This is a genomic window from Pseudomonas sp. NPDC089918 (assembly GCF_050280605.1).
Taxonomy (GTDB): domain Bacteria; phylum Pseudomonadota; class Gammaproteobacteria; order Pseudomonadales; family Pseudomonadaceae; genus Aquipseudomonas.
In genome coordinates, this window is the sequence record NZ_JBNNVP010000045.1 from 37680 (window position 1) to 51295 (window position 13616).

14 protein-coding genes and 1 pseudogene are annotated in these 13616 nt (G+C 58.7%); 7 read left to right on the forward strand and 8 right to left on the reverse strand.

Translation table 11 applies throughout. The features are described 5' to 3' along the window. Positions 1 to 249 precede the first annotated feature (249 nt). Positions 250 to 2157, reverse strand: coding sequence for an esterase EstP (estP, locus tag ACQKPC_RS25160; protein WP_427627090.1), 1908 nt, complete (start codon positions 2155 to 2157; stop codon positions 250 to 252). A gap of 409 nt (positions 2158 to 2566) precedes the next feature. Here estP and ACQKPC_RS25165 point away from each other — a divergent pair, with 409 nt between their 5' ends. The 4 genes from ACQKPC_RS25165 (at position 2567) to ACQKPC_RS25180 (ending at position 5902) form a co-directional block, all read left to right on the forward strand. Beyond that, positions 2567 to 3160 carry an aminodeoxychorismate/anthranilate synthase component II gene (locus ACQKPC_RS25165; RefSeq protein ID WP_008067458.1) on the forward strand — a complete coding sequence of 198 codons (594 nt, stop codon included), beginning with the start codon at positions 2567 to 2569 and terminating at the stop codon, positions 3158 to 3160. A 9-nt stretch (positions 3161 to 3169) separates the two neighbouring features. Next, positions 3170 to 4219, forward strand: coding sequence for an anthranilate phosphoribosyltransferase (gene trpD, locus ACQKPC_RS25170; protein WP_427627092.1), 1050 nt, complete (start codon positions 3170 to 3172; stop codon positions 4217 to 4219). After that, the gene (gene trpC, locus ACQKPC_RS25175) at positions 4216 to 5052 is read left to right on the forward strand and encodes an indole-3-glycerol phosphate synthase TrpC (RefSeq protein WP_008067459.1); all 837 of its coding nucleotides are present in this window, start codon (positions 4216 to 4218) and stop codon (positions 5050 to 5052) included. Before trpD ends, trpC begins: the two co-directional genes overlap by 4 nt. Positions 5053 to 5200: 148 nt before the next feature. Then, positions 5201 to 5902: a lipoate--protein ligase family protein gene (locus tag ACQKPC_RS25180; protein ID WP_427627095.1), complete on the forward strand. Its 702-nt coding sequence runs from the start codon at positions 5201 to 5203 to the stop codon at positions 5900 to 5902. A gap of 24 nt (positions 5903 to 5926) precedes the next feature. On the opposite strand, the gene crp is transcribed toward ACQKPC_RS25180, so the two are convergent. Then, on the reverse strand, positions 5927 to 6571 hold the full coding sequence (crp, locus tag ACQKPC_RS25185; RefSeq protein ID WP_123497427.1) for a cAMP-activated global transcriptional regulator CRP: 645 nt from the start codon (positions 6569 to 6571) through the stop codon (positions 5927 to 5929). Positions 6572 to 6821: 250 nt separating this feature from the next. Between crp and ACQKPC_RS25190 the strand changes: the two genes are divergently transcribed. Further along, positions 6822 to 7244 (forward strand): OsmC family protein, encoded by a 423-nt coding sequence (locus tag ACQKPC_RS25190; RefSeq protein WP_003176451.1) that lies wholly within the window; start codon positions 6822 to 6824, stop codon positions 7242 to 7244. Between the two features lie 174 nt (positions 7245 to 7418). On the opposite strand, the gene coq7 is transcribed toward ACQKPC_RS25190, so the two are convergent. The 6 genes from coq7 to hemJ form a co-directional block, all read right to left on the reverse strand. Then, on the reverse strand, positions 7419 to 8066 hold the full coding sequence (gene coq7, locus ACQKPC_RS25195; RefSeq protein ID WP_008008345.1) for a 2-polyprenyl-3-methyl-6-methoxy-1,4-benzoquinone monooxygenase: 648 nt from the start codon (positions 8064 to 8066) through the stop codon (positions 7419 to 7421). Between the two features lie 202 nt (positions 8067 to 8268). Continuing rightward, positions 8269 to 8607: a histidine triad nucleotide-binding protein gene (locus ACQKPC_RS25200; protein ID WP_008147240.1), complete on the reverse strand. Its 339-nt coding sequence runs from the start codon at positions 8605 to 8607 to the stop codon at positions 8269 to 8271. A gap of 82 nt (positions 8608 to 8689) precedes the next feature. After that, a complete protein-coding gene (locus ACQKPC_RS25205; protein ID WP_427627098.1) occupies positions 8690 to 9478 on the reverse strand; it encodes an SDR family NAD(P)-dependent oxidoreductase in 789 nt (262 codons plus the stop codon). Between the two features lie 62 nt (positions 9479 to 9540). After that, positions 9541 to 10518: a DUF805 domain-containing protein gene (locus tag ACQKPC_RS25210; RefSeq protein ID WP_427627100.1), complete on the reverse strand. Its 978-nt coding sequence runs from the start codon at positions 10516 to 10518 to the stop codon at positions 9541 to 9543. A 93-nt stretch (positions 10519 to 10611) separates the two neighbouring features. Next, positions 10612 to 11580 (reverse strand): NAD(P)H-dependent flavin oxidoreductase, encoded by a 969-nt coding sequence (locus ACQKPC_RS25215; protein WP_427627102.1) that lies wholly within the window; start codon positions 11578 to 11580, stop codon positions 10612 to 10614. Positions 11581 to 11613: 33 nt separating this feature from the next. Continuing rightward, positions 11614 to 12045 (reverse strand): protoporphyrinogen oxidase HemJ, encoded by a 432-nt coding sequence (hemJ, locus tag ACQKPC_RS25220; protein WP_007906869.1) that lies wholly within the window; start codon positions 12043 to 12045, stop codon positions 11614 to 11616. A gap of 135 nt (positions 12046 to 12180) precedes the next feature. Between hemJ and argC the strand changes: the two genes are divergently transcribed. Together argC and ACQKPC_RS25230 are read left to right on the forward strand one after the other, a co-directional pair. Continuing rightward, a complete protein-coding gene (argC, locus tag ACQKPC_RS25225; RefSeq protein ID WP_427627104.1) occupies positions 12181 to 13215 on the forward strand; it encodes an N-acetyl-gamma-glutamyl-phosphate reductase in 1035 nt (344 codons plus the stop codon). 168 nt (positions 13216 to 13383) lie between these two features. Beyond that, positions 13384 to 13530: pseudogene (locus ACQKPC_RS25230) on the forward strand (iron-sulfur cluster insertion protein ErpA); the annotation flags it as partial. Positions 13531 to 13616: the final 86 nt, after the last annotated feature.

Consider the following 13616-nt stretch of genomic DNA (forward strand, 5'->3'; position numbering starts at 1 on the left):
TTCCTTTCAGGCTGATCAAGTCGCCTGGATTTGCGGCTGCTGCGCAGCCGAACGGGGCAAGCCCCTCTCCACAATAAGTGCTCACCATAAAAAACGCGGCGCCTCTAAGGGCGCCGCGTTTTTTGTGCCTGCCATTCCCGTGTAGGAGCTGCCGAAGGCTGCGATCTTTGATCTTGTACCTCGGTCGCTCCCAACACCGCCAAAAGATCGCAAGCTGCGCCAGCTCCTGCGCAAACCGCCTGCGCAGGGTCAGAAATCCAGCGCCACCCCAACGCTGATGCCCTGTTGGGTAAAGTCATCATCCTTGCGGAACGTGTAACCACCACGCAGCGCCAGGTCGGCGGTCAACTTGTGGCTGACCCCCAGGCTCACGCGGTTCAAGTGACTCTGCGGCGTATAACCTTCCAGCGTAAAGTCGTTCGCCGGCAGGCTGTTGAGGGCGATGTTTACCTTCTGAACGTCATCTTCGTATTCGCGTTCGTAGGCATATTCGCCAAATACCTGGGTCTGACGTGTGAAGTTGTATTTGCCTTGCAAGCCGACACCCAGGCGTTTCGAGTCTCGGGTCTGATCATCAAAGGTCAGCGCCGTGGAGCGGTTGCTGTTTTCCGAGTAGCCGTCGACTTCCACTTTGGCGTAATCGGCGCTGATGAACGGTGACAGATGCCATTCGCTGCCCGGTTGCGCAATGTCATAGCCGAGGCGAGTGCTGAAGGCCCAGAGGTGGCCATCGGTATCACCCTTTTCCCCACCTTCGCTGACACCCAGGTCGAATTTGCGTTCGAGGTTGTCGTAATCCAGTTTGCCACCGGTCAATGCGGCATCGGCCCACCAGCGATTCTGCTGAAACTGGGCGAAGGCGGTCGCCAGATAGCTATTGAGTTTGTAGTCCGAATCGTTACTACCGGCGTCCAGGTTCTGACGATAGAAGCCTGCTGCCACACCAACGCGCCAGGCTTCATTGAGGCGATAGCTGCCGCCGATATTCAGGTTGTAGCCGCTGCCATCGGCGCTGGCGCCGCTGCTTTGGCTATCGACATCCAGATGCTGGCCACCGCCGGCGACAATCGCGCGCCATTGGCCGACGGCCTGCCAGTTCTCCCAGTCGGATTGCCACTGGCTACGCAGTTCATCCTGATGGGCGCGTAAGGTGGCGTGGGCCATTTCCGGCAGCAACGTCAGTTCCCAAGGTGCCGACAGCAAGGAATAGGCGTAATCGGCTATCAGCTTTTGCCCGGCTTCCGTGGGGTGAACCGAGTCGTTATAAATCAGCTTGCTCGGGTCCGGGGTGGCACTGTTGATGCCATACACGGCGTTCTCCGTACAACCGCTGCCGCTAAAACAGGTGGCCGTCAGGTTCTGGCCGGTGGCGAGGCCGAAACGCGCCGGGTCGGCGAAGGTTTCCTGCAGCAGCAGTGGAATGTTCAGCGGGATAATTTCGGCATTGATCCCCGCCAGGCGTGTGACCAACTGTTGATTAAAGTCGGTACTCAGCTGCGAGATCGAGGCTTGTAATGGAGTGCCATTGACGGCGGGCGTCAATCCAAGGTCGGGCAGCAGCCAGACCACGATGTATTTGGCGCCGGCTGTTTGCAGGGTCTGCACGCTGTCGGCCAGTTGATTTGCCGCGGTGTTGGCCTGGACGGTATTGAGTACGCGGCCTTGAAGGAAGTCGTTGCCGCCCCCGGAAATGTAATACAGCGCATTCGGATCGGCGCGGAAATTGTTCGTCGGCAGATAGCCTGGTCGGGTGCGTTCGCCCGTGGCGGATTCGGTAGTGATCGAATCCAGAATCTGGTCGGTGCGGTAACCGCCGACGGCCCAGTTGTTGCCATCCACCAGTCCTTCATTGGCGCGTACTGCCGAAGTCGAGGCGGCGGTCTGGTCTGCTGAGAACCCGAGACGTCCACCCAACAATTGCGTGGAGTTCAGCGAGCGAAATTCACCACTGCCATCCAGGTAAACCGGCCCGGTCCGGTTGGTAAAACGCTGGGTCGCACCGGCAGGGCCACCCGTGTCGGTAAACTGCCCGGCATCGTTGAGGCTGTCGCCAAAGACGACGAAATTCGAATACGGGTTGGGCGCGGCAATCGCCTGGGAACAGGCAGCAGCGAGCAGGCATCCGGCGAGCGGTACAAACAACGTCTGTTTGATCATGAGCAAGTCCGTTTATTTATTGTTGTTGTAAACGAAACGACAGTACCAAAAACTTCCGGCCCTTTGCCATCTGTCGCGAACCCTTTGATTGTTTCGCGAGCTGTCGCCCCGGCCATATTGCACGCTCTGCCCAGCTAAGTTACTGTGCCGAGACGTATGAATGAGACCTTCCCCGTGTTGATCGTCAGTAAACTCCTGGATCAAGTCATCAAGGCACACGCCCGTTGGCGTTGGCGCGCCTGAATCTTTTCTGCCGGCCTGGCCGGACCTGTACCGCTTTGCCTTCTTTACCTGTATGAAATGCCGCTTTGCTGGCGCCACTCCAGCACCTGACAAAGCGCAGCGCACTGCGGGTAAATCATTCGAAGGCCGTCTTAAAAGTCAGTGAATTCAAGAGGTTCTTAACGCCATGTTGCTGATGATCGATAACTACGACTCTTTTACTTACAACGTTGTGCAATACCTTGGCGAGCTGGGCTCCGAGGTCAAGGTCGTGCGCAACGATGAACTCACCATTGCCGAAATCGAAGCTCTCAACCCTGAGCGCATCGTCGTGTCGCCCGGTCCTTGCACTCCGACCGAAGCCGGTATTTCCATCGAAGCGATCAAGCACTTCGCCGGCAAACTGCCGATTCTCGGCGTTTGCCTGGGGCACCAATCCATCGGGCAAGCCTTTGGTGGTGATGTGGTCCGTGCCCGTCAGGTCATGCACGGTAAGACTAGCCCGGTATTTCACGAGGACAAGGGCGTATTCGAAGGCCTGAATCGCCCGCTGACGGTCACCCGCTACCACTCGCTGATCGTCAAGCGCGAAACCCTGCCCGATTGCCTGGAGCTGACCGCCTGGACCCAGCTCGAAGACGGCTCGGTCGACGAGATCATGGGCCTGCGCCACAAGACGCTGAACATCGAAGGTGTGCAGTTCCACCCTGAGTCTATCCTCACCGAACAGGGACACGAATTGTTCGCCAACTTCCTCAAACAAACCGGCGGCACGCGCTAAGGACTTTTCATGGATATCAAGACAGCCCTGAGCCGTATCGTCGGCCACCTCGACCTCAGTACCGATGAGATGCGCGATGTCATGCGCGAAATCATGACCGGGCAATGCACGGATGCGCAGATCGGTGCGTTCATGATGGCCATGCGCATGAAGAGCGAAAGCATCGATGAGATCGTCGGCGCCGTGACGGCGATGCGCGAGTTGGCGGACAAGGTTGAACTCAACACCCTCGACGGCGTGGTCGATGTGGTCGGCACCGGCGGCGACGGTGCGAACATTTTCAACGTTTCCACCGCTTCTTCGTTTGTCGTTGCCGCGGCCGGTTGCACCGTGGCCAAGCACGGTAACCGTGCGGTGTCGGGTAAAAGCGGCAGCGCCGACCTGCTGGAGGCGGCCGGTATCTACCTGAACCTGACGCCGGTTCAGGTGGCGCGTTGCATCGACAACGTCGGCATCGGTTTCATGTTTGCCCAGACTCACCATAGCGCCATGAAGCACGCCGCCGGCCCGCGCCGCGAGCTGGGCTTGCGCACCTTGTTCAACATGCTCGGCCCGCTTACGAATCCGGCCGGTGTGAAACATCAGGTGGTGGGTGTGTTCAGTCAGGCGTTGTGCCGGCCATTGGCGGAAGTTTTGCAGCGTCTGGGTAGCAAACACGTGCTGGTGGTGCATTCGAAGGATGGCCTGGACGAGTTCAGTCTGGCGGCTCCGACCTTTGTGGCTGAATTGAAGAATGACCAGATCACCGAGTATTGGGTCGAACCCGAAGACTTGGGGATGAAGAGCCAGAGCCTGCACGGTCTGGCCGTGGAAAGTCCGACGGCCTCCCTTGAGCTGATCCGCGATGCCTTGGGCAAGCGCAAGACCGAGAACGGTCAGAAAGCCGCCGAGATGATCGTGCTCAATGCCGGTGCCGCTTTGTACGCCGCCGACCATGCCAGCAGTTTGAAAGAAGGCGTTGCCCTGGCGCACGATGCGCTGCACACAGGCCTCGCTCGGGAAAAACTTGAGGAGTTGGGTGCATTTACCGCGGTATTCAAAGTGGAGAATGAGGGATGAGTGTACCGACGGTTCTGGAAAATATTCTGGCCCGCAAAGTCCAGGAAGTCGCCGAGCGTAGCGCCCGTGTGAGCCTGGCGGAGCTGGAAAATCTGGCCAAGGCGGCCGATGCACCCCGTGGTTTCGCCAAGGCATTGATCGATCAGGCCAAGACGAAACAGCCGGCGGTCATTGCTGAAATCAAGAAGGCTTCGCCAAGCAAAGGCGTGATTCGCGAGAACTTCGTTCCCGCCGACATCGCCAAAAGTTACGAAAAGGGCGGGGCGACTTGCCTGTCGGTGCTCACCGACATCGATTACTTCCAGGGCGCCGATGCGTATCTGCAACAGGCTCGGGCGGCATGCAAGCTGCCGGTGATCCGCAAGGATTTCATGATCGATCCGTATCAGATCGTCGAGTCCCGTGCTCTGGGTGCTGACTGCGTGCTGTTGATCGTTTCCGCACTGGATGACGTGAAAATGGCCGAGCTGGCGGCTGTAGCCAAAAGCGTCGGTCTCGATGTGCTGGTGGAAGTCCACGACGGTGATGAGCTGGAGCGGGCCTTGAAGACACTCGACACGCCACTGGTGGGCGTGAACAACCGCAACCTGCACACTTTCGAAGTCAATCTGGAAACCACCCTCGACCTGTTGCCGCGTATCCCGCGTGATCGTCTGGTAATTACCGAGAGTGGCATTCTTAACCGGGCCGATGTCGAGCTGATGGAAATCAGCGACGTGTATGCGTTCCTGGTCGGCGAAGCATTCATGCGCGCCGAAAGCCCGGGTACCGAACTGCAGCGCCTGTTCTTTCCCGAGCGTGGCATTCCAGTGAGCGGTTCTACGCTCGACTGATTGAAAATCGGGGCGCTCCCTTCGCGAGCAAGCCCGCTCCCACATTAGCCCGCGTTCATCCAGACAACGCGAATCCACTGTGGGAGCGGGCTTGCTCGCGAAGGCGGCATAAGATGCACCACAGACTGACCGTCCTATGGAAGACCTTATGACCTCACCAACTCCTCTGACCATCGAAGCCGGCCTGCTCGCCGAGCAGGACCTGTTGGCCCATGTGTGCACCGGTGAGTCGGAATTCGGTCTGCTGTTCTGGCAACCCACTGACCGCGCATTGGTCATGCCTCGTCGCTTGAATCGTCTGCCACAGTTCGAGGATGCCTGCGAAGTCTCCGCTGCCGCCGGCTGGCCGGTATTACTGCGCGAAACCGGCGGTGAGCCGGTACCGCAATCGGCCTCGACCATCAACATCGCACTGGTTTATGCCCCTCCGCGCAGTGAAGGCGATCTGAACCGCATCGAAACCGGCTACCGGCGTCTGTGCGATCCGATCTGTCAGTTACTGGATGAGCTGGGCGGCACTTCGTCCCTGGGCGAAATCGAGGGCGCGTTCTGCGACGGCCGTTTCAACGTCAACCTTGATGGTCGAAAGATGGTGGGCACTGCCCAGCGTTGGCGCCAGAGCAAGGGCGGTCAGCGTCCGGTCGGCCTGGTGCACGGGGCGATGTTGATCGATGACGAGCGAGAGTCGATGGTCGCGGCGGTCAATCGGTTCAATGAGGCCTGTGGCCTGGAGCAGCGGGTTCGCGCTGAAAGCCACATCGCCCTGCATGAAAAGTTTGCCGCTCCTGACGCACTGGAACGGCTCGATGCGCTATACCGACAGTTGCTGGCAGACATGCTCGGAGCTTAAATTCTCGGGTCCTGGTTTTCGAGCTTAGCGCGTGCCGAAGACCACCATGGTCTTGCCTTTGACGTCGACCAGGTTGCGCTCCTCCAGATCCTTGAGCACGCGGCCGACCATCTCGCGGGAACAACCGACAATCCGGCCGATTTCCTGACGGGTCACCTTGATCTGCATGCCGTCCGGGTGAGTCATGGCGTCAGGCTGCTTGCACAGTTCCAGCAGACAGCGTGCAACGCGACCGGTCACGTCGAAGAATGCCAAGTCACCGACCTTGCGCGTGGTATTGCGCAGGCGCTGTGCGATTTGTCCGCTGAGCACGTAAAGAATGTCTGGATCTTGTTGGGACAGCTCGCGGAATTTCGCGTAGCTGATTTCCGCGACATCGCATTCGACCTTGGCGCGTACCCAAGCGCTGCGTTCCTGTTCCAGGCCCGCCTGCTCAAACAGACCCAGCTCGCCGAAAAAGTCCCCGGAGTTGAGGTAGGCAATGATCATTTCACGGCCGTCGTCATCCTCAATCAGGATGGTCACCGAACCTTTGATGATGAAAAACAGCGTGTCCGAGCGGTCACCGGCACAAATGATGTTGCTCTTGGCTGCATAGCGACGGCGCTGGCAGTGCATCAACAGTTTGTCGAGGTTCTTGATTTTGGGTGTGGGGGTAATAGCAACCATGGTTGTATCCCGAAAAGACTGCACGGTATGTTTGTTTTTTTGTAGGAGCTGGCGAGGCCTGCGATCCTTTTTATTCGCTGCAAAGCTGGCGATGCGCCATTGGTTTGGCGTCAGCTTAACAGACGCATTCCTTCAAGATTCGAGAATTTGCCTACGACGCAGATGGTTATGTCCTAGGAAGGCGAAGCGCTGCCAATCAAGGGCCCTGTGCTAAGCTGGCGACCCTTTTTTAGACAGTGGAGTCTTGGCGATGAAGGCACGCATCCAATGGGCTGGCGAAGCCATGTTCCTCGGTGAATCCGGCAGTGGTCATGTCGTGGTCATGGACGGACCGCCCGAAGCCGGCGGTCGTAACCTGGGTGTCCGGCCGATGGAAATGCTCCTGCTGGGTGTTGGCGGCTGCAGCAATTTTGATGTGGTCAGCATCCTCAAGAAGTCCCGTCAGGCCGTCGAAAGCTGCGAAGCGTTCCTCGAAGCCGAGCGTGCGACCGAAGATCCGAAGGTTTTCACCAAAATCCACATGCACTTCGTGGTCAAGGGCCGCGGGCTGAAAGAAGCCCAGGTCAAGCGCGCCATCGAGCTGTCGGCCGAGAAGTATTGCTCGGCCTCGATCATGCTCGGCGCGGCTGGCGTGGCGATTACCCACGACTACGAAATCATCGAGCTCGGTTGAATCGACGTGCAGACTCAGGTGATGCAAATTTTCTACGCGCGCAACATGCCGAACTAAGAGTTCCGAGTACAAAAAAAGGCGACTACCTCGAGGTAGTCGCCTTTTTTATTGCGAAACGCGGCTCCTGTGGGAGCGGGCTTGCCCGCGATGGGGACGTCGCGGGCGCTGCAATACTTAGATCCGATACGTACTCTTCGTCATCACCTTGGCCAACAAACTCATGCCGAACTTCACCGGCGCAGGAAAACGGAACCCCCCGGCATCCAGCGCACTTTCGGCGTGGTGTTCCTCATCAATGCGCATCTGCTCGAGGATCGCCCGGGATTTTTCGTCCTCGGCCGGCAGTTGCTCAAGGTGTTCATTCAGGTGTTTGCAGACCTGATGCTCGGTGGCAGCAACGAAACCCAGGCTGACTTTGTCGCTGATCAACCCGGCGACCGCGCCAATCCCGAACGACATGCCGTAGAACAGCGGATTGAGGATGCTGGTGTGGCTGCCCAGCTGATGAATGCGTTGTTCGCACCACACCAGATGGTCGATTTCTTCTTCGGCGGCGTGCTCCATGGCGGCGCGCACTTTCGGCAGCTTGGCGGTCAGGGCCTGGCCTTGATACAGCGCCTGGGCGCAGACTTCGCCGGTATGGTTGATGCGCATTAAACCAGCGACGTGTCGGGTGTCCTCGTCGCTCATTTGCGCATCCGGCTGCACGATGGCCGGCGACGGACGGTAGGGCTGACCACTGAAGGGCAGCAAAGTACGCATCGCGGCGTCGGCTTGCAGCAGAAGACGGTCAATTGGCGAGTAGTGACGTTGGGTAGTCATGCTGACCTCCGGGAAGAATCTCGGCGGCCAGTTTAACCCAATCGGCCGGGGGAGGGTTTGCGTTGGGTCATTTGTGGCGAGGGAGCTTGCTCCCGCTCGGCCGCGAAGCGGTCGTAAATTCAGCCCATCGATCGGGCTGAAAAATACGACGCATGGATTGGGGCTGCGGCACAGCCCAGCGGGAGCAAGCTCCCTTGCCACATCAGCCCGGCGGCCAGTGCATCTGGCGCTGACCCAATACATGCATATGTATGTGATAGACGGTCTGCCCACCTAGTGGATTGCAATTCATGACCACGCGGAAGCCCTCTTCGCAACCCAGTTCCAAGGCCAGACGCTGGGCAGTGAACAGAATATGCCCAGCCAATGCCTTGTCGTCCTCGGTCAGGTCGTTAAGCGTGCGCACCGCTTTTTTCGGGATCACCAGAAAATGCACCGGTGCCTGTGGCGCGATGTCGTGGAAGGCCAGTACCTGGTCGTCCTCGTAAATGATCTTCGCCGGGATTTCCCGGTTGATGATCTTGGTGAACAGAGTATCCACAGCTGTTTTCTCCGTTGTTTGGGCTGGCCTGAGTGTAACCATGGGGCAGGGTCAGAGCCCAGTCTTTTGCCTTGAGGATTGATCAGCGCGGGCAATAGGCTTTGTTGACCATGCCCGCGATTGTCCGGGTCAGCCAGCGTGAGCCGAGCCGCGGCAGGAACGCGAACCAGCGATTCAGGCGACCGGGGATAATAATGGCGCGATTTTTCGCCAGCGCGCGCACGGTATAGAGCGCGACTTCTTCTGGGCTCATCAGCAAATTGCTCTCGACCAGTTTGTCGGTGTCCAGTTGCGCGGTGCGGAAAAACGCCGTGCGGGTCGGGCCGGGGCACAGCACCGATACCTTGACCGCGCATTTTTTCAGTTCAACGCGCAAACCTTCGGAAAAATGCAGCACGTAAGCCTTGCTGGCGTAGTAAGTGCTCATCCAGGGGCCGGGATGGAACGCTGCGACCGAGGCGACGTTCAGAATCTGTCCACCGCCCTGCAAGGCCATGCTGTTGCCGATGGCATGGCACAAGCGAGTGAGGGCCAGGATGTTCACTTCGATCAAGTCTTGTTCGGTCATCCAGTCCTGGGCCAGGAATGGGCCGCAGGTACCGATACCGGCACAGTTGACCAGCAAATCGATTTGCCGGTCGCCTTCCTCCAGTTCCAGCAAAAAACCGGACAGTCTCAGCGGCTCGCCCAGGTCACAGGCGCGAAACAGCACCTCCACACCAAAACGTTGAGTCAGTTCAATCGCAATGCTTTCCAGCTGATCACGCTGTCGGGCCACCAGAATCAGGCTGCGGCCGCGCCGGGCCAGCGCTTCGGCCATCGCCAGGCCGATGCCGCTGGAAGCGCCAGTGATCAGAGCGTAACGGGTCATGCAGTTCTCCATCGCAACAGCTCCGCGCCGGCGACGCAGGTGTCACGGGCGGGGAGCGCTGTTCATTCTTTCGCAGAGTCTACAGGGGGCTCGGCTGCTTCGGCTGCATCATCGGATGAATTTGGCGCTGGTTCGGCCTCATCGGCCGGCTCGACTTCAACTTCATCGGTGATCATCGAGCTGTTTTGATAGGTGCTCTCGGTGGCGCTTTCGTACTCATCCTGGATCGCGGTGAGGCCTCCAGTCAGCCCGCCCACAAACATGATTGCGATAAACACCAGCCACAGCGAAGCCAGCACCCTGACCGCGTTGCTGTTGGGCGGTGGTGGTGCGCCATATCGGTTGGCCGTGTTGTTACCCGGCACGATCATTATTACAAACGGAAAAACGCTGCCCACGACCGGTACAAGGTTCAGCAGCCAAAGCCAGCCGGACCAGCCGATATCGTGCAAGCGCTGCACACTGAACTGGATGCTGATGAAGGCGAGCACCACGACCAGGATAAAGGCCAGCAGGCCAGCGAGAATCAAGCCGGCAGTCGAGTCTGTGCTAATGAGCGCGAAGCCGAAAATAGCCAACACGGAGCCAACGCCAAGCGTCACCAGCGTAAGAGCCATCGTCCAGGCCAGAAAGCGCAAGCGACCGATGCGGCCAACGAAACTGAAGGCCTTGAGTGCAGAAAACTCCGGGAGTGCTTCGCCGACAGAGGCGCGGGGCGGTGCATAGGGAGAATCGGGATCTGCCGTGACAGGTTGGCTGCTGGCAGGAGCGTGTTCGTGAACGTCGGACAGGTTCAGCTCGATCGAGGGTTCTGTTTCGATTCGGGCATCGATCCCGGTTTTCGTCAGCGCCTGAAGGTAAGTCTGCGCATCGGCGTGGGACAGGTCGCGTTTGAGCGCAACCTGCCGGCCACTGAACAGGCGTTCGATGGCCGCGACGTCGCTTTTGAACAGCTCGGCGAGGTTGAGCTTCGCGGTGGTGACGTCCACACCTGGCAGCAGAGCGCCATCGAAGACGATCTTGAAACGGTTTTCGCTCATGGCCGAGGCATCCTTGTCGCGAGAGTTTGTAATAGACGGAGTTGCAAATATGGAGTGTAGGGCCAGCCGGATTGGGCTGGCCAAGTTTTTCTGTCAGCGCGGCCAGCGCTTGGGCAACGCCGCCGCCAGTTCCAGCGCCTTGCGGTATTCGGCATCGAGACGTGCGACCAGTTGATCGACACTCGGCAGGTCCTCGATTTCCCCGACGCCCTGGCCTGCAGACCACACGGTTTTCCAGGCTTTGGCTTCATCGTTCAATGGCTTGAGCTTGGAGCCGAAGTCCACCTCGCCCTTGCCTTGCAGGGCTGCCATGTCGAAACCGGCGGCCTCAAGGCTCCGTCGCATGAAACTCGCCGGTACTCCCGACACCGCTGGAGTATGGACGATGTCTGCGGCTCTGGAAGTCAGGAGCATCTCCTTATACGCGTCAGGGGCATGACTTTCCGTGGTGCCGATAAATCGCGTACCGAAGTAGGCCAAATCCGCGCCGAGCAATTGCGCGGCAAGAATTTCATGGCCATGGTTCAGGCAGCCGGCCAGCAACAGGGTTTTGTCGAAAAACTGGCGAATCTCGGCGATCAGCGAAAACGGGCTCCAGGTCCCGGCGTGTCCACCGGCGCCCGCAGCCACGGCGATCAAGCCGTCCACACCGGCTTCGGCAGCTTTTTCCGCGTGGCGGCGCGTCGTTACATCGTGAAACACCAAGCCGCCATAGCTGTGCACGGCGTCGACCAATTCCTTCACGGCGCCGAGGCTGGTGATCACGATCGGTACTTTGTGTTCGATGCAGATCGCCAGATCCGCCTGCAATCGCGGGTTGCTGTTGTGGACGATCAGGTTCACTGCATAAGGCGCGGGGTTTTCCAGTTTCGCCAGCCCTGCTTCGATTTCTTCCAGCCAGGCCTTGAAACCACTGCTCTCACGTTGGTTCAGCGCAGGAAAGCTGCCCACCACGCCATTGCGGCAGCAGGCGAGCACCAGCTCAGGATTTGAAATCAGAAACATCGGCGCTGCTACAACGGGCAGACGCAAACGTTGTTCGAGCAAAGCGGGCAGCGACATTGGAAGTACCCCGGGTGAATGATGCTGGTTGGATTAAAACGGCCGAACGACGACCAGAATTACGATCGCCAGCAATATCAGAACCGGCACTTCATTGAACCAGCGATAAAAGACATGGCTGCGGGTGTTTTCGCCACGGGCAAAACGTTTTACCTGTGCGCCGCACATGTGGTGGTAGCCGATCAGAATCACCACCAGGGTCAATTTGGCATGCATCCATGCACCTTGGGTGAAGTAGGCGCTTGGGTTGAGACTGATCAGCCAGATGCCGAACACCAGGGTGGCGATCATCGCCGGGCCCATGATGCCCCGGTACAGCTTGCGCTCCATGATACTGAAGCGTTCCTTGCTGACGGTGTCTTCGCTTTGGGCGTGATAGACAAACAGGCGCGGCAGATAAAACAGGCCGGCAAACCAGCAGACCATGCTGACGATATGAAGCGCTTTGAGCCACAGATAAAGCATTTTTAGTTATTCCAAGGTTCACGGTAGCGAAGATAGTAGGGGGTAGAGCGTCCGCACGTCACCTTGACGGTTGTCGCAGGGCCGCGCGGCCCCTATTATCGACGGCTTTCCAGTGGGTTCGTTGAGGGCAGGTTTATGGTCAAGGTCGGTATCGTCGGCGGCACGGGTTACACCGGTGTCGAACTGCTGCGTCTGTTGGCACAGCATCCGCTAGCTGAAGTGGTAGTGATCACTTCCCGATCCGAGGCCGGCCTGGCCGTGGCCGACATGTACCCGAACCTGCGAGGCCATTACGACGGCCTGGCTTTCAGCGTTCCGGACATCAAGACCCTCGGGGCTTGCGACGTGGTGTTCTTCGCCACGCCGCACGGTGTCGCCCATGCCTTGGCGGGTGAGTTGCTGGCTGCCGGGACCAAGGTCATCGATCTGTCGGCAGACTTCCGTCTGCAAGACGCCGATGAATGGGCCAAATGGTACGGTCAGCCGCACGGCGCGCCGGAACTGCTTGATGAGGCGGTCTATGGCCTGCCGGAAGTCAATCGCGAGCAAATCAAACAAGCACGCCTGATTGCTGTGCCGGGTTGCTACCCGACGGCCACGCAATTGGGATTCCTGCCATTGCTTGAAGCCGGTCTGGCAGATACCACTCGTTTGATTGCAGACTGCAAATCCGGCGTCAGCGGTGCCGGCCGTGGTGCTTCTGTAGGTTCGCTGTACTCCGAGACGTCGGAAAGCATGAAGGCTTACGCCGTCAAAGGGCACCGTCACTTGCCGGAAATCCGTCAGGGCCTGCGTCGTGCAGCGGGCAAGGACGTGGGGCTGACCTTCGTTCCGCACCTGACGCCAATGATTCGCGGCATCCACTCGACGCTCTACGCAACTGTTGTGGATCGCTCGGTGGATCTGCAAGCGTTGTTCGAAAAACGCTATGCCAATGAACCGTTCGTCGATGTGATGCCTGCCGGCAGCCATCCAGAAACCCGCAGCGTGCGCGGTGCCAACGTTTGCCGTATTGCCGTGCACCGTCCGCAGGATGGTGATCTGGTGGTGGTATTGTCGGTGATCGACAACCTGGTCAAAGGCGCGTCGGGTCAGGCGGTGCAGAACCTGAATATCCTGTTCGGCCTGGATGAGCGCTTGGGTCTGTCCCATGCGGGCATGCTGCCGTAAGGCTTTACCCCGCTCAGCAAAAAGGCCCGTCAAACGGGCCTTTTTGCATTTTGGTCTGACAATTGGATTGATTGATATACCGTAACAATAGTTGACCGATTTTCTGGGAGAAGCGGATAATGCGCGTCATCACGCATTATGGCGGCGTAACGCCGGGAGATAGTCAGCATGAGCGTCGAATCCTTCACCCCCACGGCTTTGCAATTCACCCACGGTGCCGCGCACAAGGTGAAGAGCCTGGTCGATGAAGAGGGGAATGATCGCTTGAAGCTGCGCGTATTCGTTACGGGCGGCGGTTGTTCAGGGTTCACATATTGACTGGCGACCAAATACAGCAACGGCCCGCTGCCCATGAACACCACGCGATGGCCGATGGACACGGCCTGGGACTTGAGCGCGAT